Raw genomic sequence first — 21023 nt, forward strand, 5'->3', positions numbered from 1 at the left:
TATTGGCATGCATAATCTTTCATGACCTAGCTGCCTAGGCTAACTGAGCCAACGCTGGGCAAACGGTGCAGCTGCCAATGGCCGATCAAAGTAGTAGCCTTGGCCCTGGGCACAGCCCATTGCGAGCAATGCGTTAATCTGGTTTTGGTTCTCAATCCCTTCCGCAATGGTTTCAAGGCCCAGCGTGTTCGCCATGGCAATGATCGTTGCCACAATGACACGGTCGTTGTCGCTGGTGAGCATATCGCGGACGAAGGAGATATCGATTTTAATTTTATCGGCGGCGAAGCGCTTTAGGTAGGCAAGCGACGAATACCCGGTGCCAAAGTCATCAATGGAAAGCCCTAACCCTTTGCTCTTTAAAACTTCGGTCATAGCAATCGCTTTTTCAGGATTCTCCATGATACCACTTTCGGTAATTTCCAGGCTAAGTTGTGACGCCTCAACGCCGAAGTGGGCACAGCAACCGAGCAGGCCAGTCATCAAGTCATCCTCTTCAAACTGTTGGGCGGCAATATTAATCGCTAACTGTCCAGGCATAGAGCACCCTTGCTCTCGCCATGCGGCAAGTTGCCTGCAGGCTTCCTCTATCACCCAACTGCCGAGCGCGACGATCATGCCGCGTTCCTCGGCAATAGGAATAAATTTACCCGGTGAAACGTCACCCAGCTCCTCATCCTGCCACCGACACAGCGCCTCAGCGCCAATCAACTGACCGGTGTGTAAATCTAACTGGGGCTGAAAGTGCAGGCTCAGCTGTTTTTCGGCAATGGCTGATGCCAGGCGTTTAGCGATATGCAGCTGTTCAGCCACGATGCGTCCCATCCAGGGCTCAAATACACATACGGGAAGCTTTTGCCGCTTGGCTTGATACATGGCAATGTCGGCGTGTTTCAACAGTTCTAATGGCGTTGCCGCATGCTGAGGATAAAGTGCCAGACCGATTCCCACAGAAAGTTCAAAGGAGTGTTGCTCAACAATAAACGGCTGCGCGATGCTGTCGCACAGTTGCTGAACTGTCACTAACGCGCTGCTTGCCTCAACACCCGGGCAAACCACCACAAACTCATCACCACCTAACCGTGCTAAATACTGCCCCTCCGTCAACGAAGCTGCAAAGCGCTCGGCCACGGCCTTAAGGACTAAATCGCCCAGGTCGTGCCCAGCGGTATCATTGATCTCTTTGAAATGATTAAGATCCAGTAGCAATAGCGCCAATTCAGTGGTCTGCGTATCGGCAACCACTCGCTCTAAGTAGCGCATAAAGGCAGCTCGATTGGGCAATTGAGTCCCCGAATCAGAAAAAGCCAATTGGCGAATGCGCACTTCGTCTTGTTGGCGTTCAAGCTCTGAAGCGGCCCGCGCAGCGAATATCTGCAATACATTACGCACAACATCCACATCGTCCAGCGGCTTCTTAAACATTACGCCAATAAGCCCCATCGGCTGACCATGGCTATCATCCAGCCGTCGTCCAACATAGCCGTTTACCCACGAAAGCGCCCCGTTGGTTTCAGCAGGTAGCATAATGGCGGCGCCCTCGTGAACGATACACTCTTGCTCCACCATTACCTTATGACAAGGAACGCCGGGAAGATAATAAGCAAAATTATCCTGGCACTGGCCATTTACATACAGCGTTAAAGTATGCGCGAAATCGGAATCCTGCTCGTCCAGTAGCGCAATAAACCCCACTTCAGCGGATAACGCTTCGGCCATATGGGCGGTTAGCTGGCGCAGAAACGCTTCGCCATTCTCCGCTGAGACAGCAGTTGCCACGCTAACAACGGCGTGTTGAAAGCGCTGCTGCTCATTAATGGTGTTGATCAAGGCGGTGTTGTGTCGGCCAATGCGTTTCAACGCCTGTTGTTTATGTAACAGACGTTCACGCGTTTGGCTTTCCGCTAACTGACGCGCCAACTCTGCGCCAGCCAACGCCGCAGAGATACGTAACACTGCATCGGCATAAGGAGGAAGCTCCAGGGCGGATGAGTGCATTAGCGCAATAGCCCCTAAAAAGCCGCCGCCAGGAGCGGCTATGGAGGTACCCAAATACCCCTCAACTCTCAGGGCGGCCAGCCGCTGATCATCTGGAAACTGCTGACGAGTATGAGAAGATATAAACAGCTGTGAGTGTTCCGCGACCTGTTGGCAAGGCGTGCTTTGTAGTGAATACGTAGCTGTCTCAATGAACTCACCCTGAGACCACGCTGCCAATGTGCTCACAGTGCCCTGGTGGCTATCGACATATTCTACAACGGCATGATCAACGCCAAGGATACCCGCCAGGGATCGCACAAGGTGTTGAAAAAAACCCTCTTGACTGATGCAGGACAACTTATCCGCTAACTGTCGAAAAATCTCTGGTGTAGAAGTAGGGAGCATGTTATTAAGCGCCTTCGGATTTACACATCAAGCTTCTCTCCCGCTCTTGCTGAACAGTATTTAAAAAACACACCGATCCGCCGCATAAACGCCACTCGGTAACCGATCAACGCCTAAAATCTATAAACGCCTAAAGCTTACAAAAGAAAACCACCCAACATTCAACACCACACAATCTTCTTTTATAAGCTTTTAAACAACTTTCAAACAAACAACAAACGCAACTTGAACATTAACACTGGAAACATATTGATAACTTATACCTCTAAAACCGCCCTCAGTTATATGTTTTATAGCTTTGGGCATGCCCACCGATCTACCTATGTTTTTTATTTTTTTGAATACCCAATTAAATTATTACCTCTTAATTACACATTGCACGGCGTAACCAAACGAAACAAAAAGTAACTACAGGCATCCAAATCAACCTTAGAAGATGATATTCAACCTAAACAGTCCTTCATGTCAATAGGTCGTTCCTCAACCATCTAGGTCTAATGGAGGACATTGTGAATAAAACAGAACAGAAACGGCTTGCGGGCAGTATTGGCCGGGCAATTGCCAAACAGCGGGTTCGTAGTCAATTGACCCAAGAGGAAGTTGCTGAGCGCCTAGGTGTTGGTAACGAAGCCGTTTCGCGCATCGAGCGCGGGCGAGTGATCCCCAATATTGTGCGCTTAATAGAGCTTGCTGAAATTTTCAACTGCGAGGCAGCTGAGTTATTTGGGCAAGCCAGTTTTCATATCGATGATCAGTCAAGCAGAATGAAACAGCTTTTAGAGCCTTTAAATCAAAATGATCGCCAGCTAGTTATCGATATTATTGAAAACTTAACTACACGTCTACAAAAAGGATAATCAAATACAATGACAAAACCTTATATCTACAACTTTAATATCAATCAAAATAACTACAAAAAATCAACAAAAAGATCATTACAACGTTTGCTATCTTATATAGCTCCACACAGTAAATTTGATAGGATAATAATATTAGATATATAAAATAAACCATCCAACATGAGCACGCTTTATTGGTTGAATGATTGTTTTCATGCTATAGGTAGTCTGATGTAAATAGTCGACACCCGGCATTCAGCAATCGCAGCGTTGAGCTGCAAAGAGGCGTTATGTTCAACACTACCGCGTGGAATCGCCTTCGCTATACCGTTTACGCGCCTTTCTACGATGCAGTCGCCGCCCGTACGTTTCGAAGGCCACGGCGTATTGCGCTTGGGCAGGTGGATTGGGAGCCCGGTATGCGGGTGCTGCTGGTAGGGGCTGGCACAGGATTAGACCTGCCTTTTCTGCCTCATGACATCGAGTTGCACGCCACCGATATCGCTCCGGCCATGGTGAAGCGCACGGCAAAAAGAGCCGAGGAGCTTCGCCACGATGTGGAGTGTAGTGTGATGGATGCCGAGGCGCTCAACTATCCCGATGAGCACTTTGAGGCCGTCATCATGCATCTGATTATTGCGGTAATGCCTGACCCTCAGCAAGGGCTTGCCGAAGCGTACCGCGTGCTAAAACCCGGTGGGCAGCTGTGCGTAATGGATAAGTTCCAGCCAGACGGTCAATCTGTGGGTGCAGGCCGACGTCTTTTGAATGGAGTCACCTCGGCACTTGCCACCGACATTACGCGCCAAGCACAGCCACTGCTCAGCGAAGCTGGGTTTCAGATTCGCCACGACGAACCGGTGCTAATGAATGGGCTGTTCCGTGCACTCCTGGCCGTCAAGCCCGCTTCTTCTAGCCGCTAAGCGTGTGACTTTTTACCGCTACGCACAGGCTAGCGGTTGCTAATTAAACTATCTAAGCTGTCTGACTAATTTACCGATATCACTCGGATTCAAGCCAATGACAGCCCACTCCTCTAACCGCACCGGCAAGCTGCTTTTTGCCCTGCTTAGCCGCTTACACCTGTATATTGGCCTCTTCATCGGCCCTTTTATCCTTATCGCGGCACTGTCTGGTATCGCTTACTTACTCAGCCCGCCACTTGAAGAGTGGTTCTACCATGACACCCTGTATGGCGTTACTCAGGGCGAACCTCATTCACTTGCCGAACAGATCACTATGGCCCAGCAATACCTGGGCGCACCAACCCTGCCCAGCGCAGTGCGCCCTGCACCGGCGTTAGGCGACACCACCCGACTCATGTTTAGCGAGCCAGGGCTGGGGGCTTCCGAACATCGGGCGCTGTTTATCGATCCCATTACCCTGAAAGTGATCGGTGATACAACGGTTTACGGCACTAGTGGCATCTTGCCATTACGCACCGCGATTGATCACTTTCACCGTCAACTGTTAATAGGCAACGTAGGGCGTCTCTACAGCGAGCTGACGGCCTCATGGCTATGGGTTGCCGCACTAGGCGGTATAACGCTGTGGAGTCGCCAACGCCGCGCACTGAAAGCCCTTTCAGGCGCCCAAGCCACACGCCGACGCCACGCAACACTAGGCTTAGTGCTTTCCCTAGGGCTGCTGTTCTTTTCGGCAACGGGGCTCACTTGGTCACAGTGGGCAGGAAGCAATATTGCGGAACTTCGTCATGCCTGGGGCTGGGGTACGCCAAGTGCTTCAACGGCACTGACCGATACCGATAGCCAGGTAGCCGATGAACATGCAGAGCATCACGGCCATATGGCAATGGTGGCCACGTCTATTACGCTAGAGGACTTTGACCGGGCGCTGAGCGCTGCCCGTAAGGCGGGACTCTGCGCAGCGCGCATCCAACTAACGCCTCCGCGCAGTTCCCAGGAGGCATGGCGGGTAGCGGAAATTGACCGCCAGTGGCCTACGCAGGTAGACCAAGTGGCGCTGCATCCGCAAAGCATGGCGGTGACCGATCAAACCGACTTTGCCACCTTCCCACTAGCCGCCAAGCTCACCCGCTGGGGGATTGATCTGCATATGGGCGTACTGTTTGGTATCGCTAATCAAATAGTGCTGGCGTTGATCGCCGCTGGGCTTGCGATGCTGATGGTGTGGGGTTACGTAATGGCATGGCGGCGGCTACGCACGGCGAGTGGTCAGCGCTTCCCAACGGTAACTGAACCCTGGCTAATGCTTCCGCTTACGGCCCAATTCAGCGTGCTGTTCGTCGCTATCGCGCTTGGCGTAGCAATGCCCGTACTGGGTGTAAGCTTGGCATGTTTCATCGTGATTGATGCGCTGCGCTGGTCTATTAAAAAGCGCTACTCTGCCCGCAGTCTTGATGCCCACCAATGACATACCTTGAGGTGAACGATGCCAAAAGCCCCCGTTAAGCGCTTTCGCCGCTTACCCAATGACGAACAATCACGCGTTATAGAAATGGCCTGGGAAGACCGCACGCCGTTTGAAGCAATCGAAACGCTGTTTGGCATGAGCGAGCCGGATGTGATTGAGGTGATGCGCCACCAGCTTAAGTCGGCCTCGTATCGGCTCTGGCGCATGCGTGTCACCGGCCGCGCCACCAAACACCAAGCCCTGCGCTCGCCGGATGTTCTACGTGGATATTGCCCAACGCAATATAAGCGCTGAAATCCACTAGTGGATACGAAACTGACTCGACTTCCTCTGAAACAAACCTTCCTCTAAGTGCCCTTATTGTTATATTATTACATAACATAGACCGCTTAGAGGTGTACTAGCAATGACTGCGTTTTCTCCCCTGCCCGTCACCGTGCTGTCGGGCTTTCTAGGTGCCGGTAAAACCACCGTCCTCAATCATATTCTCGCCAACCGTGAAGGCCGCCGGGTGGCGGTGATTATTAACGATATGAGTGAGGTGAATATCGACGGTGCACTGGTGCGCGGTGGCCCTGGTGAGTCGACGCTGGATGGCGATGTTGCATTGAACCGATCAGAAGAGCGCTTGGTAGAGATGAGTAACGGCTGCATCTGCTGCACATTGCGCGAAGACTTGCTGGAAGAAGTCAGCCAGTTGGCCCGAGAGGGCAAGTTCGATTACCTGGTCATTGAGTCCACCGGGATCTCCGAACCCCTTCCCGTGGCAGAAACCTTCACCTTTGCAGATGAAAGCGGCCAGAGCCTCTCCCACGTCGCCCGGCTGGATACGCTAGTGACCGTAGTGGATGGCGCCAACTTTCTTGAACAGTACCGCGAAGCGCAAAGCCTCGCTGAAGCGGGCGAAAGTTTAGGCGAAGACGACGAGCGCAATGTCGCCGACCTGCTGGTCGATCAAATCGAGTTTTGCGACGTGCTGTTGATCAGCAAAACGGACCTGATCAGTGCGAAAGAGTTGGAGGTGCTGAAGGCTATTCTGCTCTCGCTGAACCCCGACGCGGAACTGGTGCCGATCGCTCAAGGCGGCGTGCCACTCGATAAAGTACTGGATACCGGCAAGTTCAATTTCGAGCGCGCCCAGCTGGCACCGGGCTGGCTAAAAGAGATGCGCGGAGAGCATGTGCCAGAGACCGAAGAGTACGGGATTGGCAGCTTTGCTTATCATGCCCGTCGTCCCTTCCATCCGCAGAAATTCCACGACTTGCTCAACCAGGAGTGGTTCGGAAAAGGCTTATTACGCTCGAAGGGCTTCTTCTGGCTGGCTACTCGCCCACAGGCCGCTGGTCAGTGGAGCCAGGCAGGCGGCATCGCCCACCACGGCCCAGCAGGCGTGTTCTGGAAGGCAATTCCCGAAGAACGCTGGCCAACGGATCCTGAAACGCGTCAGTTTATTATGGAGAAGTGGCAGGAGCCGTTCGGGGATATGCGCCAGGAACTGGTCTTTATCGGCCAGAACCTGGATCAACCGCGGATGCACGCAGCGTTGGACGCCTGCCTTTTGAGCGAAGACGAGCTTGTGGAAGGCATAGAGGCGTGGAAACAGCTACCCGACCCCTTCCCTGCCTGGGAGTAAACCATTGTAGGGTGAACAAATTGTAGTGATGTATAAAATAGCAGAGAGAGGCCGTAGCCTCTCTTTGGTTACTCATTTTTAACCAGCAAAGACCTTACTGCAACATGCTGGGCAACCAAGTCGCCAAGCTTGGGAACACGATCAGTACCGCGACCAGCAGCATCGAACAGAGGATATAGGGAATCGCCGCCGAGTATATTTCTCTCATGGTAGTACCCGCGGGCGCGACACCTTTCATCACAAAAAGCAGCAGTCCTAACGGTGGCGTTGAGAAACTGATTTCCAGAGCCAATAAAACCACAATACCGAACCACACTAGATCAAACCCCAGCGCCTGGGCGAGTGGGAAAAAGATCGGCACGGTCAGCATCATGATAGAGATCTGTTCCATAAAGGTGCCCAGCACCAGTAGCACCGCAAACATCGCCAAAAGCATCAGAATCGGCGACAGATCAAAACTGGTCGCCCAGCCGATCAAGCCACCCGAAGCGCCAGAGAAGCCGAGCAACTGACTGAAGGTAGCCGAGCCAAACACGATCAGGTAGGCCATCAGCGTGACTTTTAATGCCCCGGTGACCGAAAGGTTAAACGCCTCCCAGGTCATGCAGCGGAAAATAAACGCCAGGATAATCACACCTAGCGCGCCAAAGGCTGCAGCCTCTGACGGCGTGGCAAACCCAATCAGCATTAGTGTGACGATAATCACCATCACGCTGAGCATGGGTAGAATATCGGTCACGATCAGTTTGAGCTTCGCGCTCAGCGGCACCGGCTCAAGCTCATAATTCGGGGCGGCCTGAGGATCCAGCTTGGTCTGAATAAAAATGGTCGCGATATAGAACCCCGCCAGCGTTAGCCCCGGCAATATACCGGCGATAAGCAGCGCGCCAATATCCACTTTTGCCAAGGTTGCTAACAGCACTGCCAGCGCAGAAGGCGGAATAATAATCGCCAGACCGCCGGTACCCAGAATCGGGCCAATCGCCATTTTCTTTTTATAGCCCCGCCGCTCCATTTCTGGGACCAGTAGCGAACCCATTAATGCCGTAGAGCCCATGGAGGAGCCACTTAGAGTGGAGAACGCCGTCCCACCCACCACTGTTACGTAAGATAAACGCCCCGGCACCTTGCCCATTAGCTGGTCAATAGCGTTGAACATTTTCATGCCTAGACCAGTGCGGAAAAACAGCTCGCCCATCAACAGAAAGAGCGGAATGGGCACCAAATTAAAACTGGATAGTGCGCCGAAACCGTTGTTGAGCATCTGCAAGATGCCGGTTTGGCCACCCATAAAGTGCCAGGCACCGATCACATTGGCGGCCAAAAAGGCCAGGGCAATGGGGGTGCCAATCGCCATAAAGATCAAAATCAACGAGAGTAGGAAAGCGAGCGCAAAGTACCATTCCATTATTCTTTAATCCCCGCTTCGCCGCTGTGAAGAATTTCATGGCCCACCACAAAGCGGCCAAATTCGATCGCCATCAGGGAAAAGCTGATGGGGAAGACGATGGTTAGTATCCATTTCGGCACAAAGAAAGCCCGCACGTCATAGTCAGTGCGCTCGATATTGAGCAGCACCAGATCAAGCCCCTTCCACGCCAGCACGCCGCACACCACGACACAGAGTAGCGACACCCCACGGCTGAGGATATTCAGCGCTGCTGGTGGCAACACCGAGGTCAGCAGCTCGATATGCACATGCCCTTTTTGGCGCACCAGCCAGGGAGCTCCGAGCAGAGTGAGGTAGAACATGGCGTATTCGGTGGAGAGGAAAAACCACGCAGAAGGCTGAAGGCCTAAGTTACGAATCACCACCGAAAGCACCACGGCCACCATCAGCCAGACCAGCATGATGGCGGCCAGCAGGGCCATGCCGTTGAGCAGCAGCAGATAGCCGCGTTGTGCGTAGCGCATAAAAAAACCCTAGAAAATAAGCCACACAAATAGGGCGCTCGATCGCTCGGCGCCCCTACGTTTCTATAGATCGTTGAATTTTTCGATCAGCGTATCGTAGTGCTCAAGCCCCATGGGGTGGCGCTCCATCTGGCCGCGCATACGTTCCCAGGTGGCATCCCGGGCAGCGTCTGAGAAGCGCTGTGCTGCTTCGCCTTCCAGGGTGATGACCTGCATGCCATCGGCCTCAAGCTGAGCCTGTTGCTCCTTGGCTAATTCAGCCAGTTGTTCGGCGCTATCGCGCTCATGCTCAATGGCGACTTCCTGAAGAATTTGCTGCGACTCTTCGCTGAGTTGGTTCCACTTATCCAGGTTAACGATCACCCCCATATCGGTAGAGAAGAAGGCAGGGTCAACCCGGTAGTTAAGAAAACGATCCCAATTGAGGTCTTTCAGGCCAATTTGAGTCCAGCCGGTCGCATTCACCACACCCCGCTCCAGGGCCGCGTAAACATCGGTGGTCGGCAGGCTGATTGGCTGTGCGCCCAGGTAGTCCTGGAAGAAGGCGTCATACACCGGGTTACTGCGTAGGCGAAGGCCCGAAACGTTTAGATTACCTTCGCCATCGACGCTGGGCCCATCAATGGTGTAGAAGTTGTAGCTGACCCCGCTGTCGAACCAGCCCAGATAGTAGGTGCCCATCTTCTCCTGATGAATTTCATTAAGCAGGTCGATACCGCCATTTTCGCGTGCGTAGATGGCATTAGTGTTCGAGGCAACCATGGCATCGCGCTCTGGTACGGTGCCTGCGTAGAAGCTCGCTGCGGTGTAGGCCATATCCACCACGCCGTTGCGCACTGCGTCGGGCTGCTCGGAAAGGCCAATCACTTCAGGGCCGCCGCGTACGTTAATTTGCACCACACCTTCACCGCGTTCGTTCACCTTATCGACGAACTCTAAAAAGCTCTGGGTATAGATCAACGAGGGGGGAAACGCATGCACTGCGTTAATTTGATCAACGGCCAGCACTTGAGTGGAAGCCAGGGCAGTTAGCACGCCCAGGGTAAGGGTTACTTTTTTCATTAGTTTGTCTCCTGCACAAGATAATTTGCGTTATAGCGTTTTTTGTTTCTAAACCGTTTTTATAAGCTGCTGTTTATTAACCCTTCTTATAAACGTCTGCTGCAAACGTGCGTGCTGTTGTTAGCAATATACTTCCAGGCCGTTTCTACCCCTTGCTGATAAGGGTACTCTCTGGCGGCTGAGCCGCTGTCCAGGGGAACTGTGCCGTGTACTGTGCTGAGAAATCGGTAATGGTGTCGGCATGCTGGCGAGTCATATCGATATCATCCCAACCGTTAAGCAGCTTGGTGCGCCAAACGGGGCTAATTGAAAAGCTGACTTCTACTTCGGCGACACGGATAGCCTGCTTGTCTAAGTCAACGTGTATCGCTGCCGGCGCATCGCCAAGCGCTGATAACAAACGCTCGGCGTCATCCTCTTCCACCATCGCAGGCAGTAAGCCATTATTGACGGCGTTAGAAGCAAAAATATCGCCAAAGCTCGGCGCCACCACACAGCGGAAGCCATAATCAACCAGCGCATAAACGGCTGCCTCACGGGATGACCCCGCTCCGAAGTTCCGGCGGCTAACCATTACTTCAGCATCCCCCGCGCCGGGACGATGAAGAATGAAACTTGCGTCCGGTGTGCCCTGCTCGTCGTGGCGAACGTCATAAAGTAAAAACTGACCGTAGCCGACGCTGCGCGGCTCTTTCATAAAGCGCGCGGGAATCAACTGATCGGTATCCACGTTAGCCGCGGCAAGGGCAACGCCAAGGGTGTCTAGGACGGTAATCGGTTGCATTAGTGCGCTCCTGAAGCCTGAACGGATGAATCAGCGCCCGCTGTTAACGTACGCACATCGGCTAGCCGCCCACTCACCGCCGCTGCGGCCACCATGGCGGGTGACATCAGATGAGTGCGTGCGCCTGGCCCTTGGCGGCCCTTGAAGTTGCGATTGGTGGTCGAGGCGCAGCGCTCGCCGCTGGCCACTAAATCACCGTTCATGCCTACGCACATAGAGCAGCCCGAGTGTCGCCACTCAAGCCCTGCGTCGATAAAGATACGGTCTAACCCTTCGGCTTCGGCCTGTGTTTTCACTTGCGTTGAGCCGGGAGATACCATGCCCGGCACACGACTTTTTTGCCCTGCCAGCACTGCTGCGGCAGCGCGCAAGTCTTCAATACGCGCGTTGGTACAAGAGCCAATAAACACCCGATCAATGTTGATATCAGTGAGCTTTTGCCCCGCCGTTAGTCCCATATAGGCCAAGCTATCCCGAGCCTGGCGAGCTTTCGCGGGATCGTTCAGTTGCTCAGGGTCGGGCACAGCGCGATCAATCGGCAGTGCCTCTTCAGGCGAGACACCCCAGGTCACCGTCGGCGCGATTTCGTCCGCATGCAGCGTCACTTCAAGATCAAAACGGGCGCCTGGGTCGCTGTAGAGCGTGGCCCAATAGGTGCAGGCTTGCTCGAAGGCTCTCCCTTTCGGACTCCAGGGGCGGTCACGCAGATAGTCGAAGGTGGTTTGGTCTGGAGCAATCATGCCGCAGCGGCCGCCGCCTTCAATGGAGAGATTACACAGCGTGAGACGCGCTTCCATGGAGAGCGAGCGGATCGCCTCGCCAGCGTACTCAATGGCATAACCCCGTGCGCCGTCGGCGCCTAGCCGCGCAATCCAGGTCAGCGCAATATCTTTGGCGGTGATGCCCTCGGCCAGTTGGCCCTCGACAGTAATCCGCATCACCTTGGGTTTGCTTTGCCACAAGGTTTGCGTGGCCAGCACGTGGGCCACTTCCGAGGCGCCAATGCCAAAGGCAATGCTGCCAAAGGCGCCATGGGTGGCGGTATGGCTATCGCCGCACACCATCACCATGCCGGGCTGAGTGAGTCCCTGCTCGGGCCCTAGCACATGCACAATGCCCTGACGCGGGTCATCGAGACCAAACAGCGTCACCCCATGCCGCTGGGTATTGTGGGAGAGCAGCTCAATCATCGAGCGCACTTTGGGGTCGGCAACACCTGCCAAGTCGCGAGTCAGCGTTGGTACGTAGTGGTCAGCAATACCAAAGGTTAAATCGGGCCGTGCAACGGGCAACTGGCGTTCAGCCAACTTATTGAACGCGTGGAAGGAGCCTTCGTGGACAAAGTGGCGGTCAATCCACAACAGGCTCTGACCGCTTTCACTGCGGTGAACCTCGTGGGCTCGCCAAACTTTGTCAAACAGCGTTGTTGGGGTACTCATGGTCGTCGCTCGTTGCCTCAGCCTTCGTTGGACTTATCATTCTCACCCAATACAACTAGCGCAATTCCACAACACAGGTCAAATGTATTTTTTGTAATTTTAAATCTGTATTAAATTTAATACATTAAAAAACAACTCAATTACACTACTCAGCCTTCCCGCTGGTCGGCACTCCACCCACCTTGGGCTCCCAGTAGCGGGAGTTACCGTCACCGTTACGCTCCAGGTCAATTTGAAAGCGATAACGATCAGGACGATAGAGCGCATCCAAGTGCTCGACGCCTCGGCCCTGCTCATCAAACACCACGCGGGTAAGTGAAATCAGCGGCGAGCCAACGGCAACATCCAGCGCTTCCGCGACCTCATGACTGGCCAGAGTGGCGGAAATCGATTGGGAAGCGTGATCAACTTTCACGCCGCTACGCTCCAGTAGTACAAACAGCGGCGTATTGGCTAAATCCATCTCGTTGTAGTGCAGGGCAATCGCTTCCGGTACATGGGTCACCAGGTGGGAAAATGGCTTATCGTCGACCATGCGGACACGCACCGAGCGTTGCACCTTACCGCCTTGCCCCATACCCAGCCGCTCACGAATCATTTCCGGCGGCAGCACATAGGCAAACTCCAGCAGCCGCACCTGGGAAGCCTGGCTCATCTTGACCATATTAGGCATTAGGTTCGAGACGCTGGCGGTCATCACCGTGGCGTCCAACGGCTGCTCCAACACCACTGTGCCCACGCCTGCTTTCCGCTCTACCAATCCTGTAGTTTGCAGCGCCTCCATCGCACGTCGAACGGTGACGCGTGACACGCCATGCTGCTCTGCCAGTTTATTTTCGCCTGGCAGTTTACTGCCCGCTGGCAGCCGCCCACTCAAAATAGCGTCTTTCAACAGCAGGTAGATGCGGTGTGATTTGGTGCCGCCCACCGCGGAGGGTTGTGCCTCACTCATCCACGCCTCTCTTTAGAAAATGGTTAAAAAATTCAAATCTGGCTTGACGTAGGGATAATAATAGACATAAAAATGTATTATATATAATACATATTGACAGCTAATCAATAACACAACTGCTGCTGCCCCTTGAGAGCCATTATTACAGAACCAGTGCCCTTAAGTATCACTAACTGGGTGGCCTCATAGTCGCCGCTGACGCTTACTTAAAATAGATGAGATCGCTATGTCACGCTCACACCGCTCTTCAAACCAGGCTTCACAGCAAGTTTCACAACAGTCCGGCCAGCTTAGACAGCAACTGAAAGATAGCTCCATTGTGGTCGCCCCCGGTGTGTTTGATGCGTTAGGCGCATCCCTAGCTGAGCAAGCGGGCTTCGATACGGCCTACCTTTCCGGCGCCAGCCTGGCCTATACCCAGCTTGGGCGACCGGATATTGGCCTGCTCAGCATTACTGAAATTTGCACCGCCATGTCGCATATTCGTGAGCGCACCAACTTATCCGTGGTCGTGGATTGCGATACCGGCTTTGGCAATGCCATGAATGTGATGCGCAGCGTTAGACTGCTGGAGCGCGCTGGCGCAAACGCCATTCAGCTTGAGGATCAAACCTACCCCAAGCGCTGCGGCCACTTGCGCGGTAAAACCCTGGTCTCCAAAAGCGAAATGGTCGGTAAGTTGCATGCCGCACTGGACGCCCGTGAAAATGACAACACGCTTATTATTGGCCGAACCGATGCGCTGGGGGTGGAAGGCACCGACAGCGCCATTGAGCGTGCCCAAGCCTATTATGAAGCTGGCGTGGATATGCTGTTTATCGAAGGTATCCGTAGTGACGAAGATATCAGCAAAATCATGACCCAGTTTAAAGGCAAGGTGCCCATCATGGCCAATATGGTCGAGGGGGGTGACACGCCGCTGCAGAACGCTCAGGCGCTTGAAGACCTAGGCTTCTCGCTGGTGATTTTCCCCGGCGCACTGGTGCGGGCGATTACCCATATGGCCAGCCGTTTCTTCGCCACACTTAAGCAGGATGGCACCACCGATGCCTTCCGCGACCAAATGCTCGATTTCAAACAGCTTAACGACTATTTAGGCACCCAGGCGATGCTGGAGCTCGGCGAGCAGTACGACAATCGCTAGCGCCTCTCATCAAACCGTGCCCAATATTTATAAGTGCGAATAAATAACTATTCAGGAGACGACGATGCAGACCACCGACAAAACGGCGAAAGAGATTTTTAACGACGTAATGGCCAACCCTCAGCGGGTACCCTTTGGCTTTGGCAAGAAAGCGGTGCTGGTGAATGTCGACCCACAAAAGGCTTATACCCGCACCGATCTCTTCAAAACCGCCTATGAAACCGACCCCAAGCAGTTGGAGTACACCAACCAATTGGTCCGCGGTTTTCGGGAGAAAGGCTGGCCGGTGGTTTGGACCCATGTGGCGTTTCTAGACTCCGCCGAAGACGCCGGGGTTTGGGGTACGCGTACCGATACGCCCGATTCGCTGCAAAACATTAAGTATGGCTCTGAGCGCGCCGAATTCGACGAACGCTGTGAAATCGATCACAGCCGAGATGTGATCTACACCAAGCGCATGCCCTCGGCGTTTTTTGAAACCCCGCTGCAATCGCTTTTAGTGTGGCATCAGGTCGATACGGTGATCATTACTGGCGGCTCTACCTCTGGCTGCATTCGCGCCACCGCCGTGGAGAGCCTTTCCCGGGGCTACCGCACCATCGTGCCCATGGAGTGCGTCGCGGATAAGCACGAAAGCTACCACTACGCCAACCTGACCGACCTGCATCTCAAGTATGCCGACGTTCTGCCAGTTGCCAATGTACTCGAATGGCTGAATGGCAACGCCTAAGGCCTACCAAGTTTCAAAGGAGCCGGTTATGAAAGAGTCACTAGGCGTTTACGACTACTGGGCCTACGACCAACGCCCTAAAATCGAGTGGCCAGGGGGCGCCAAGGTGGCCTTCTGGGTCGCACCCAATATCGAGTATTACGAACTCGACCCACCGCTGAACCCGCAGCGTAACCCTTGGCCGCATCCGCACCCTTCGGTGCCCGGCTACAGCATTCGCGACTACGGCAACCGGGTTGGCCACCAGCGCCAGATGGCTCTGCTGGATAAGTACGGCATTCGCGGCTCGGTGTCGCTGTCGGTGGCGCTGTGCGAGCACCACCCCGAGATTATCCAGATGTGCAAAGAGCGCGACTGGGAGTTTTTCAGCCACGGTATCTACAACACCCGCTACACCTATGGGTTGAGCGAAGCCCAGGAGCGGACAATGATCCGTGACAGCATGGAAACCATTCATCGCCATACCGGCCAGGCTTGTGCAGGTTATCTGGCGCCCGCGCTCTCCCACTCAGAGCGCACTCTGGATCTATTTGCCGAAGTGGGCGAAGAGTTATTCGGTGACAAAGGAGGGATTTACACCTGTGATCTCTTCCACGATGACCAACCGACGCCGGTCAGCGTTCGCTCCGGCAAACGTTTTATCTCCATGCCTTACTCGCTGGAGATGAACGACACCATCGTCTACGCGGTGAATAAAGTAGAGCCGCGCCAGTACGCCACCATGCTCAAGCGCCACTTTGACCGTCTGTATGCCGAGGGCGCGGAGTCCGGCACGGTGATGTGCATTCCCACTCACAACTATCAGGTGAGCTGCCCGCATCGTATCAAGGCGTTTGAAGAGGCGCTGGAGTACATCACCGACCACCCGGATGTGTGGGTCGCTACCGGGCGCGAGATTGCCGACTACTACTTGGCCAACTATTACGATGCCGCCCTCGACAGTATTGCGGCCCAGGCCGCCACCGCAGGCAAACAGGGGTAACGCTATGACGCTTAACGACGACTATCTCGACTACCCCCGCCGCCACCACGGCTACGATCACAAGCGCTATGAATGGTCGATGCTGAGCGAACGCGCTCCGGTCACCTGGCCTGAAGGCAAAAGCCTGGCGGTGTGGGTCAATATTTCGCTGCAGTTTTACCCGTTAAACCAGCGCGGCAAGCCGTTTAAAGTACCTAACGGCATGACAATGCCTTACCCGGACTTGCGCCACTTCTCACTGCGGGATTACGGCAACCGCGTGGGGATATATCGGGTGCTCAAAGCTCTGGCGGCGCACAACATCACGCCCACTTTTGCAATCAACGCCCAGCTCGCGGAGCAAACGCCCTATCTGGTGCAGCGCCTGAAAGAGCACGGCGGTGAATTTATCGCCCACGGCTGGAACATGGATCATCTGCACTACGGCGGCCAGCCAATCGAAGAGGAGGCCGAGCTGGTCAAACGCTCTGTTGACACTCTGCGTCGGGTGACCGGTCAACCCGTTCGCGGCTGGCTGAGCCCCGCCAAGCACCAGAGCTTCAAGACCCCTGACCTGCTGGCCGACAATGGCATCGAGTACTGCGCCGACTGGGTGAACGACGATATGCCCTATCGATGCTTCACACAAACAGGCCACACCCAAGCGGGCAACCTGACCATGATGCCCTTGGCTACAGAGATCGAAGATCAGTTCGTGATGAGCCAAAACCTGCACTCGGAAGATTCGTGGGTGACACAGGTAAAAGACGCCTTCGATTTCCTGCTGGAAGAGTCACGCGAACAAGGCGGGCGGCTGTTTGCGCTGAACCTGCACCCCTGGTTGGTGGGCCAGCCCCACCGCATTGCCTGCCTGGAAGAAGTGCTGGCCCATATCAGCGGGCATCCAGAAGTGTGGCAGGCACCGGCGGGCGAGATTCTGGATGCCTTTCACCATGCAACGGAGCAGGCGTAATGGCGATACTCCCTTATACTCATGATCGCCTTGATGCCCATTTACCTCTGCTAATTATCGGCGCGGGGGCCTGCGGGTTAGTGGCAGCGTTAGCGGCCCAGGAGGCGGGTGTTGAGCTGGCAGTGCTGGAGCGCGACGCACTGCCTCGCGGCAGCACGGCGATGTCGTCGGGCTTTATTCCCGCCGCCAATACGCGCTTTCAGCATGAACTAGGGGTCAGCGATTCCGCTGAGGCCATGGCTGAGGATATTCAAAAGAAGAATGGCTTTGAGGCAGACCCGGCCATTGTCGAACTACTTGCTACTCAATCAGGCCAAACCATCGAGTGGTTGGCGGATCAGCACGGCGTGCCTTTTGAGCTGGTAGAGGGCTTTCTCTACCCCGGCCACCGCCACCTGCGCATGCATGCTACGCCACGACGAACCGGTGAAGAGCTCATGGGGGCGCTGCTCAATGCCGCCGAAGCGGCAGGCATTGATATTTTGACCCAGGCGCGAGTAGTGGATTTGCACGTTGATGATACTCAGCGAGTGCGAGGCGTAACCCTTGAGCGCCCGGATGGCAGTCGCGAAAGCGTTGGCTGCGACGCGCTGATTCTGGCCTGCAACGGCTATGGCGGTAACGTAGAGCTGGTGGAGCGCTACCTGCCGACACTCAAACACGCGCTCTACTACGGCCATGAGGGAAACCAGGGCGATGCTCTGCTATGGGGCCAGGCCATGGGTGCCAGCACTAAGGATTTGGGTGCCTGCCAGGGGCACGGTTCACTGGCAACACCCCATCAGGTCTTGATCAGTTGGGCGCTGATGATGCAGGGCGGCATTCAGGTCAATCTAAACGGCAAGCGATTTTCTAATGAGCATGGGGGCTACTCCGAGCAGGCGGCCAAAGTCTTGGCCCAGCCGGAGAAAATTGCCTGGAATCTTTATGACGCCCGTATTCATGAATCCGCACAGGCGTTTGAAGATTACCGTAATGCCCAGGAGAGCGGCGCGTTGCGCAGCTTTGCCAGCATTGAAGAGATAGCGGCTGGTTTGAATCTGCCGCTAACAGCGCTGCAGGCTACCTTTGCGGAGATGCAGCAGCATGCCAAACAGCAAACGGTAGATACCTTTGGTCGCCGTTTTGAACCCGCCAACCTCCTCAAAGCTCCCTACTACGCCATTCGTGTCACGGGTGCGCTGTTTCACACCCAGGGCGGTTTAGAGGTCAACACCGCTGCACGGGTACTCAATACTCAGGGGCAGGCGCTACCCAACCTGTTTGCCGCAGGCGGTGCCGCCCGCGGTGTTTCGGGCTCCAACGACAGCGGCTATCTTTCTGGCAACGGCCTGCTTAGCGCCGTGGTGCTGGGTGCCGTAGCGGGTAAAAGTGCCGCGGAGTTGCTGCACTTAAAGTTAAGCTCAGCGGCACTCCCTTGAGCCACTACACCACTAAGTACAGGGCGCCACCCGTTGGCGCCCTGCCTGACAGGCGCGCCTTGAGCTGGGTAAAGGTCAGTTGCTAGCCAACTATTTTGAGGCTTTCGAAAATTTTCTGCTCGACTAACGCGATCAACTCAGCATTGATGTTGTTGATGGCGGGTTCAAGATCTTTTTCCAGCGGCAAAATAATTTGAAAGTCATAACGAATATCAAACGCGAGCGGGCGAACCACCACGCCCACTCGCTTTGCATCACAGGCCGATACGGCGTTTAACACGGCAAGACCGGCACCGTTAGCTACTAGTCGGATCGCCATCTCCCCCAGCGAGACTGTCCATATTTTTTTGGGCGAAACGGCATGTTTCCTCAGTCGCTGAGTAATCCGATTACGGCTTTGCTCATTAGGCTCACCACAAATCAGCGTTTCATTGGCGAAATCTTCAATGTTAATAAGCGCTTTAGCTTCCAGCGGATGCCCTGGCGGAATCAAGCACATGCCAGGTAGAGAGTACTGAAAGCTCTGGTAGCGCGGATCGATTCGAGTATCGGTGGTAATGCCAAAATCGAAGCGCTGGGCCACCATTTCCTCCGCTATCTGGCTGGATCGGTAGGAGTAGAGACTAATTTCAAGGTCGGGAAACTGCTCGGCAAGCAGCGTAGCGGCATCTGGCACCAGGCTCATGGCAAAAGACGGCATGCTGACCACTCTCAATTGGCCTGCCGCTCTCTCTTTTAGCCGTTCGGCAAACTGACGCAAATGCTGTAAGCCAATATAAACCCGCTCCACCTCGTCATAAAAAAGCGTGCCACGCCGGGTCGGCAGTAGGCGATTATTGTGGCGTTCGAACAGATCAAATCCAAGCCGCGCCTCCAACTGTTTTATCAAACGGCTAATCGCCGGTTGTGAAATCAGCATCTTACTGGCTGCTTCCGTAGCGCTACTGGTTTTCATAATCCACATGAAGGCTTCTATCTGGCTGTCCGTAAATCCTCGATAAGCCATAACATTTCGTCATCCTTCGATAAGCAAAAATCAATATATCTGACTAAAAAAGCCAGTATACAGTTAAAGGTAGCTAAAAGACTTCGTCCCAACACTCAAAGCATAATATTTAGCTATAGCTTAAGTGCTATCGTTTCAAGAAACCTAAAGGGCTACCTATGATCGATGAAATTGCGGGTAACAACGCACAGTTCACCGCTTGGCGACAGGATATTCATCAGCACCCGGAGCTGGGCTTTGAGGAGCAGCGCACCGCCAAGTTAGTGGCGGACAAGCTCACAGAGTGGGGATTTGACGAGGTTCATACCGGCATCGCTAAAACCGGGGTCGTCGGCGTACTGCGCGGCAAAACGCCCGTCGCTCGTGCCATCGGGCTGCGCGCCGATATGGATGCCCTCGCCATGACGGAAAACAATCAGTTCGCTCATGCGTCTCTTAACCAGGGCAAAATGCACGGCTGCGGCCACGACGGTCACACCACCATGCTGTTAGCCGCCGCATGGTATCTGGCTAAACATCGTGATTTTTCCGGCACCGTACACTTTATTTTTCAGCCCGCTGAGGAGGGCTTAGCCGGCGCTAAGGCGATGATCAATGATGGTTTGTTTGAACGCTTCCCCTGTGACCGCGTTTACGGTATCCACAATATGCCGGGCATTCCTCAAGGCGAATTCTGGCTGCGCGCAGGCCCCCTGCTGGCCAGCTCAGACCGCTTCACCATTGACGTTCACGGTAAAGGCGGCCATGCGGCAATGCCGCAGCACGCCGTTGATCCGATGCTGATCGTGAGCGCGATTATCAGCGGCGCGCAGTCTATCGTTAGCCGCAATACTGCCCCGCTCGATTCCGCCGTGCTGTCCTTTACCGACCTGCATGCCGGCACGGGCACCTTCAACGTCATTCCCGATACCGCCACCATGCGGGGCTGCATTCGCTCCTTTAATGACGCAGTACGAGAGCATGTGATTCAACGACTGGAACAACTGGTTGCCAGTACTGCCCAGGCCTACGGCGCCACGGCAACGCTCACCATTCGCCCCGGAAACTACCCGGCCACGGTCAACGACCCGCAAGCCACCCAACTCGCCACCGATGTTGCCCGCGCAGTCGTCGGCGATGCAAAAGTGAACTCTGATTGCTTACCGATTTCTGGCAGCGAAGACTTCTCCTTCATGCTGCAAGCCGTTCCGGGGTGCTATGTGTTTCTGGGCAATGGTGTTGAAGGCGAAACCGGTGGCGTGAGTGTTCACAACCCCAGCTATGACTTTAACGACAACATTATCCCGGTGGGCGCTTCTTATTTTGTTCAGCTAATACAGCGTGAACTCCCCTCTCCCTAAGCAGTTCAAGAAAGCACACTTCAATAAACAGCACTTCCAGATATAA

The 21023-nt window shown here is 54.4% G+C and carries 19 protein-coding genes; 11 read left to right on the plus strand and 8 right to left on the minus strand.

Annotated elements, in window-relative coordinates:
* Positions 1-39: 39 nt before the first annotated feature.
* Entirely contained in the window at positions 40-2385 is a 2346-nt protein-coding gene (locus HZU72_RS09045; RefSeq protein WP_180091499.1) for a putative bifunctional diguanylate cyclase/phosphodiesterase, read from the minus strand.
* Between the two features lie 509 nt (positions 2386-2894).
* Here HZU72_RS09045 and HZU72_RS09050 point away from each other — a divergent pair.
* The 5 genes from HZU72_RS09050 (at position 2895) to zigA (ending at position 7251) form a co-directional block, all read left to right on the plus strand.
* Positions 2895-3242: a helix-turn-helix domain-containing protein gene (locus tag HZU72_RS09050; protein WP_180091500.1), complete on the plus strand. Its 348-nt coding sequence runs from the start codon at positions 2895-2897 to the stop codon at positions 3240-3242.
* 272 nt (positions 3243-3514) lie between these two features.
* Positions 3515-4147: a class I SAM-dependent methyltransferase gene (locus tag HZU72_RS09055; protein ID WP_180091501.1), complete on the plus strand. Its 633-nt coding sequence runs from the start codon at positions 3515-3517 to the stop codon at positions 4145-4147.
* A gap of 97 nt (positions 4148-4244) precedes the next feature.
* The gene (locus HZU72_RS09060) at positions 4245-5618 is read left to right on the plus strand and encodes a PepSY-associated TM helix domain-containing protein (RefSeq protein WP_180091502.1); all 1374 of its coding nucleotides are present in this window, start codon (positions 4245-4247) and stop codon (positions 5616-5618) included.
* 18 nt (positions 5619-5636) lie between these two features.
* Positions 5637-5912, plus strand: a complete 276-nt coding sequence (locus tag HZU72_RS09065; RefSeq protein ID WP_180091503.1) for a TIGR03643 family protein — start codon at positions 5637-5639, stop codon at positions 5910-5912.
* Between the two features lie 112 nt (positions 5913-6024).
* A complete protein-coding gene (gene zigA / locus HZU72_RS09070; protein WP_180091504.1) occupies positions 6025-7251 on the plus strand; it encodes a zinc metallochaperone GTPase ZigA in 1227 nt (408 codons plus the stop codon).
* A gap of 94 nt (positions 7252-7345) precedes the next feature.
* On the opposite strand, the gene HZU72_RS09075 is transcribed toward zigA, so the two are convergent.
* The 6 genes from HZU72_RS09075 to HZU72_RS09100 form a co-directional block, all read right to left on the minus strand.
* Positions 7346-8659: a TRAP transporter large permease gene (locus HZU72_RS09075; RefSeq protein ID WP_180091505.1), complete on the minus strand. Its 1314-nt coding sequence runs from the start codon at positions 8657-8659 to the stop codon at positions 7346-7348.
* A complete protein-coding gene (locus HZU72_RS09080; protein ID WP_035576621.1) occupies positions 8659-9165 on the minus strand; it encodes a TRAP transporter small permease in 507 nt (168 codons plus the stop codon). The genes HZU72_RS09075 and HZU72_RS09080 overlap by 1 nt, the downstream gene beginning before the upstream one ends.
* A 63-nt stretch (positions 9166-9228) precedes the next feature.
* Entirely contained in the window at positions 9229-10227 is a 999-nt protein-coding gene (gene dctP / locus HZU72_RS09085; RefSeq protein WP_180091506.1) for a TRAP transporter substrate-binding protein DctP, read from the minus strand.
* Positions 10228-10372: 145 nt separating this feature from the next.
* Complete coding sequence (leuD, locus tag HZU72_RS09090) at positions 10373-11011, minus strand: 3-isopropylmalate dehydratase small subunit (RefSeq protein WP_180091507.1); 639 nt, start codon at positions 11009-11011, stop codon at positions 10373-10375.
* Entirely contained in the window at positions 11011-12450 is a 1440-nt protein-coding gene (gene leuC, locus HZU72_RS09095) for a 3-isopropylmalate dehydratase large subunit (RefSeq protein ID WP_180091508.1), read from the minus strand. The genes leuD and leuC overlap by 1 nt, the downstream gene beginning before the upstream one ends.
* A 145-nt stretch (positions 12451-12595) precedes the next feature.
* Positions 12596-13402, minus strand: a complete 807-nt coding sequence (locus HZU72_RS09100; protein ID WP_180091509.1) for a GntR family transcriptional regulator — start codon at positions 13400-13402, stop codon at positions 12596-12598.
* Positions 13403-13628: 226 nt separating this feature from the next.
* Between HZU72_RS09100 and HZU72_RS09105 the strand changes: the two genes are divergently transcribed.
* From HZU72_RS09105 to HZU72_RS09125, 5 genes are all read left to right on the plus strand, one after another.
* Entirely contained in the window at positions 13629-14546 is a 918-nt protein-coding gene (locus HZU72_RS09105; protein WP_180091510.1) for an isocitrate lyase/PEP mutase family protein, read from the plus strand.
* Between the two features lie 64 nt (positions 14547-14610).
* Complete coding sequence (locus tag HZU72_RS09110; RefSeq protein ID WP_180091511.1) at positions 14611-15276, plus strand: isochorismatase family protein; 666 nt, start codon at positions 14611-14613, stop codon at positions 15274-15276.
* 28 nt (positions 15277-15304) lie between these two features.
* Positions 15305-16258: a polysaccharide deacetylase family protein gene (locus HZU72_RS09115; RefSeq protein WP_180091512.1), complete on the plus strand. Its 954-nt coding sequence runs from the start codon at positions 15305-15307 to the stop codon at positions 16256-16258.
* A 4-nt stretch (positions 16259-16262) separates the two neighbouring features.
* Positions 16263-17210 (plus strand): polysaccharide deacetylase family protein, encoded by a 948-nt coding sequence (locus HZU72_RS09120; RefSeq protein ID WP_180091513.1) that lies wholly within the window; start codon positions 16263-16265, stop codon positions 17208-17210.
* Positions 17210-18631: an FAD-dependent oxidoreductase gene (locus tag HZU72_RS09125; protein ID WP_180091514.1), complete on the plus strand. Its 1422-nt coding sequence runs from the start codon at positions 17210-17212 to the stop codon at positions 18629-18631. Before HZU72_RS09120 ends, HZU72_RS09125 begins: the two co-directional genes overlap by 1 nt.
* 82 nt (positions 18632-18713) lie before the next feature.
* Here HZU72_RS09125 and HZU72_RS09130 read toward each other — a convergent pair whose 3' ends face one another.
* Positions 18714-19637: a LysR substrate-binding domain-containing protein gene (locus tag HZU72_RS09130; RefSeq protein WP_180091515.1), complete on the minus strand. Its 924-nt coding sequence runs from the start codon at positions 19635-19637 to the stop codon at positions 18714-18716.
* A gap of 158 nt (positions 19638-19795) precedes the next feature.
* Between HZU72_RS09130 and HZU72_RS09135 the strand changes: the two genes are divergently transcribed.
* Positions 19796-20977, plus strand: a complete 1182-nt coding sequence (locus HZU72_RS09135; RefSeq protein ID WP_180091516.1) for a M20 aminoacylase family protein — start codon at positions 19796-19798, stop codon at positions 20975-20977.
* The last annotated feature ends 46 nt before the right edge of the window (positions 20978-21023 follow it).

The sequence above is a fragment of the Vreelandella sedimenti genome, assembly GCF_013416325.1.
Classification (GTDB): domain Bacteria; phylum Pseudomonadota; class Gammaproteobacteria; order Pseudomonadales; family Halomonadaceae; genus Vreelandella; species Vreelandella sedimenti.

What these genes read in the sequence shown, in the direction of transcription:
- HZU72_RS09045 (WP_180091499.1), bottom strand. Translation starts at nt 2,385, where the DNA reads ATGCTCCCTACTTCTACACCAGAGATTTTTCGACAGTTAGCGGATAAG.
- HZU72_RS09055 (WP_180091501.1), top strand. Translation starts at nt 3,515, where the DNA reads ATGTTCAACACTACCGCGTGGAATCGCCTTCGCTATACCGTTTACGCG.
- HZU72_RS09060 (WP_180091502.1), top strand. Translation starts at nt 4,245, where the DNA reads ATGACAGCCCACTCCTCTAACCGCACCGGCAAGCTGCTTTTTGCCCTG.
- HZU72_RS09065 (WP_180091503.1), top strand. Translation starts at nt 5,637, where the DNA reads ATGCCAAAAGCCCCCGTTAAGCGCTTTCGCCGCTTACCCAATGACGAA.
- zigA (WP_180091504.1), top strand. Translation starts at nt 6,025, where the DNA reads ATGACTGCGTTTTCTCCCCTGCCCGTCACCGTGCTGTCGGGCTTTCTA.
- HZU72_RS09075 (WP_180091505.1), bottom strand. Translation starts at nt 8,659, where the DNA reads ATGGAATGGTACTTTGCGCTCGCTTTCCTACTCTCGTTGATTTTGATC.
- HZU72_RS09080 (WP_035576621.1), bottom strand. Translation starts at nt 9,165, where the DNA reads ATGCGCTACGCACAACGCGGCTATCTGCTGCTGCTCAACGGCATGGCC.
- dctP (WP_180091506.1), bottom strand. Translation starts at nt 10,227, where the DNA reads ATGAAAAAAGTAACCCTTACCCTGGGCGTGCTAACTGCCCTGGCTTCC.
- leuD (WP_180091507.1), bottom strand. Translation starts at nt 11,011, where the DNA reads ATGCAACCGATTACCGTCCTAGACACCCTTGGCGTTGCCCTTGCCGCG.
- leuC (WP_180091508.1), bottom strand. Translation starts at nt 12,450, where the DNA reads ATGAGTACCCCAACAACGCTGTTTGACAAAGTTTGGCGAGCCCACGAG.
- HZU72_RS09100 (WP_180091509.1), bottom strand. Translation starts at nt 13,402, where the DNA reads ATGAGTGAGGCACAACCCTCCGCGGTGGGCGGCACCAAATCACACCGC.
- HZU72_RS09105 (WP_180091510.1), top strand. Translation starts at nt 13,629, where the DNA reads ATGTCACGCTCACACCGCTCTTCAAACCAGGCTTCACAGCAAGTTTCA.
- HZU72_RS09110 (WP_180091511.1), top strand. Translation starts at nt 14,611, where the DNA reads ATGCAGACCACCGACAAAACGGCGAAAGAGATTTTTAACGACGTAATG.
- HZU72_RS09115 (WP_180091512.1), top strand. Translation starts at nt 15,305, where the DNA reads ATGAAAGAGTCACTAGGCGTTTACGACTACTGGGCCTACGACCAACGC.
- HZU72_RS09120 (WP_180091513.1), top strand. Translation starts at nt 16,263, where the DNA reads ATGACGCTTAACGACGACTATCTCGACTACCCCCGCCGCCACCACGGC.
- HZU72_RS09125 (WP_180091514.1), top strand. Translation starts at nt 17,210, where the DNA reads ATGGCGATACTCCCTTATACTCATGATCGCCTTGATGCCCATTTACCT.
- HZU72_RS09130 (WP_180091515.1), bottom strand. Translation starts at nt 19,637, where the DNA reads ATGGCTTATCGAGGATTTACGGACAGCCAGATAGAAGCCTTCATGTGG.
- HZU72_RS09135 (WP_180091516.1), top strand. Translation starts at nt 19,796, where the DNA reads ATGATCGATGAAATTGCGGGTAACAACGCACAGTTCACCGCTTGGCGA.